At 30.2% G+C, this 2,646-nt stretch carries 2 protein-coding genes; one reads left to right on the top strand and one right to left on the bottom strand.

What is annotated here, in order from left to right:
- Positions 1-462 precede the first annotated feature (462 nt).
- Positions 463-675, bottom strand: coding sequence for a helix-turn-helix domain-containing protein (locus PSF16_RS17095; RefSeq protein WP_006658698.1), 213 nt, complete (start codon positions 673-675; stop codon positions 463-465).
- Positions 676-1,448: 773 nt separating this feature from the next.
- Here PSF16_RS17095 and PSF16_RS17090 point away from each other — a divergent pair.
- A partial coding sequence (locus PSF16_RS17090; RefSeq protein ID WP_272689775.1) for an ATP-dependent nuclease occupies positions 1,449-2,646 on the top strand: 1,198 nt, incomplete at its 3' end.

The raw sequence follows: 2,646 nt of genomic DNA, 5'->3' as shown, positions 1-2,646 counted from the left end.
TACAATTTAGAGCTAATAGAAATAATTGAGTGATATTCATGAAGTCTCCAATATTTTGAAGTGAAATTTTAAGTGAAATGACTTTTATTGAATATCAAATTTAGTCAGAAATTTTTTAGATTTGCTTTTCTTAGATTATCGACCTTAACAAAATTATAGTTTTGTTAAGGTAAGAGCTGGTAGACATAAACTTTAGTTCATTCATTTTGGCAGTAATTATATTAAATAGGCTTAAGATTGTAAGCAAAATATTTTGTTAGAAGGAATATCTAGTAATGGAAAGCTTTTGTCCTATAAGAAGTTAGGTGTATAAGAAAGGTATTTTGCTAATGATGTAATTTTGTGTAATTCATTGCTTTTATAGATATTGTATTGCTAATCTTTTCTAGCATAGAAGCCGCATATCATGGTTTTTCATCACATTAGGTATTTTTTATCCGTGCAGTTAGTTGTTATTTCTTTTCATACATCTTCCATCTTCAAAATTTCACGCTCATCAACACCGAGCATTTCAGCTATAGTCATTAAGTCATCTACATAGATTGAGTCATTCCCGTTTTTAACGCGAATATACATAGCTTCTGAGATTGTTAGATGATTTGCAATTTCAGATATTGAAATATTTTTCTCGATGCGTTTTTGTTTGATGAATATGCCGAGGATTTTCTTGCTCATTGTGGTTTACCATGTATGGTTTTTTGATGATGATGGCATCGAGAGTGAATTACTGTGACGAAATGTGTAGAAATTGTGATGTGAAGTGAGGGGGAGGGATGTGTTATGTTTGTGATAAAAGGGATTCCCCAAAACTCTTTATCACTACAATATAAATCAATAGGTTACAATGTATAATTGAAATTCTTAAATCAATCATAAATAAAAATACATTTAAAATCAATATGATACTATTTCAGGGGAATATACTGCTGCGCCATATAGGCTGTATTTAAAAGACAATAAAAAAGCCCACCGGAGTGAGCTTTTCTATTTTTCTAGTGCGCGTGCATTTCACGTGCATTTCGAAGTCCATTCTGGGTAATGTTACTGTCTGCTCAACTTTACTAACTTACTGTTTTTAAAGCTGTTGTCACATCACTGACAGTTAAAATTTTGCTGGCGTAAGTTGAATTAAATATCTAATTCATTGAATTTTAAGTGTATTTGTTTTTGATGAAAATTATGTATAACTAAACGTATAACTATAAGTTGTAGCTATCACATTTTTGATACATCACTGAGCTAGTTACTGGCTGTAAAAATGATTTGTAGTATGGGATTTATTATCACACAAACCCATGCTTTCATAGGTGAGTATAACCGATGAAACATGATGGGTTACTAACAAAATAGTCATACCATTATGTTTTAAAGCTAGGAAGCTTACATTCGTGAGGCTATTTGTAGTACAGTTGTGATATATAGTTTTGGATCCTTTTAAGGAAAACTTTATGTATATCAAAAAAGTATCGATCAGTAACTATCGTAATTTCCGTTCTTTCGAAGCTCAACTTCAGAAGCTCACTATTGTTATTGGAGAAAACGATACAGGCAAGACAAATTTTTTCTCTGCGTTATCGTTACCCCTTAGTGGTAATCAAATTGATTTTAACCAAAAGCGTTTAAACATTTCTGATCTTAATAAAGATTCTATTTTAGAATTTTTTGCTTCAATAATAGATGATGAATCAGAGGGAGTGCAGTTAAGTAAGATCCCTAAAGTATTAGTGACAATAGAGTTTACTGATCCTAAAAATAGTTATGAAACTGCACTTTTAGCGAAATGGATTGTAGCAGATGGTGATGAGGAGAGTTATAGAATTAGATATGAGTTCAAGCCTAAAAATGATAATGATATACTTGAGCTAACTCGAAAGCTGCTTGTAGGAAAGACTATTGATGAGGTTAATTGGTTCATCCTACCAATAGAACTATATGACTACCAAATTGTTTCTGTAAATAATGAAAAAGTAATTGGTTTTAGTGATCTAAGAAGTATTAGTATTCACAATATAAATGCTGAACGAGATGATTTTTCTGAAAGTAGTTCAATGAAGTCTAATAGTATTTTTACAAAATTACTTATGAATACGTTAGGTGAAGATGACAAAAGTGAGATCAATACAGCCTATTCAGAATTTTTTACCGCAATAGAAAAAACAGATACATTTGATAAAATTATTGGTAATAATCCAGATTTTGATAATTACAATGATATTGTTGAGAAGCTAGAGTGTATACCTAACCTACCTAATTTGAAAAATATATTATCAAATATCACTCTTCGATATGGAAATGAATTTTTATATCAAAAAGGTTTAGGGCAACGTAACCTTATTTATATACTAATTCTTTTTGCATATTATAAATCATGTGGTGATACGTTTAATCTTTGTTGTATTGAAGAGCCAGAGGCTCACCTCAGTGTAAATAACTTGCGTTTAGTAAGAGATTTTATAGAGAAAAGTTTTAGTAATAGTAGTACATTAGTTCAAACTATTATTTCTACTCATAATCCCACTATTATTAATAAATTACAAATATCAAATGTATTGGCTTTCACAGGAGATAAAGCAATTAATTTAGCTGGAGTACCAGAAAAATTAGTTGATTATTTAAGAAAAAGACCAAATTTTGACATTCTCAAAC

The sequence above is a fragment of the Providencia sp. PROV033 genome (genome assembly GCF_028484855.1).
GTDB classification, from domain to species: domain Bacteria; phylum Pseudomonadota; class Gammaproteobacteria; order Enterobacterales; family Enterobacteriaceae; genus Providencia; species Providencia alcalifaciens.
Note: the sequence above shows the minus strand (reverse complement) of the source record. Positions and strands in the feature narration are given on the sequence as shown.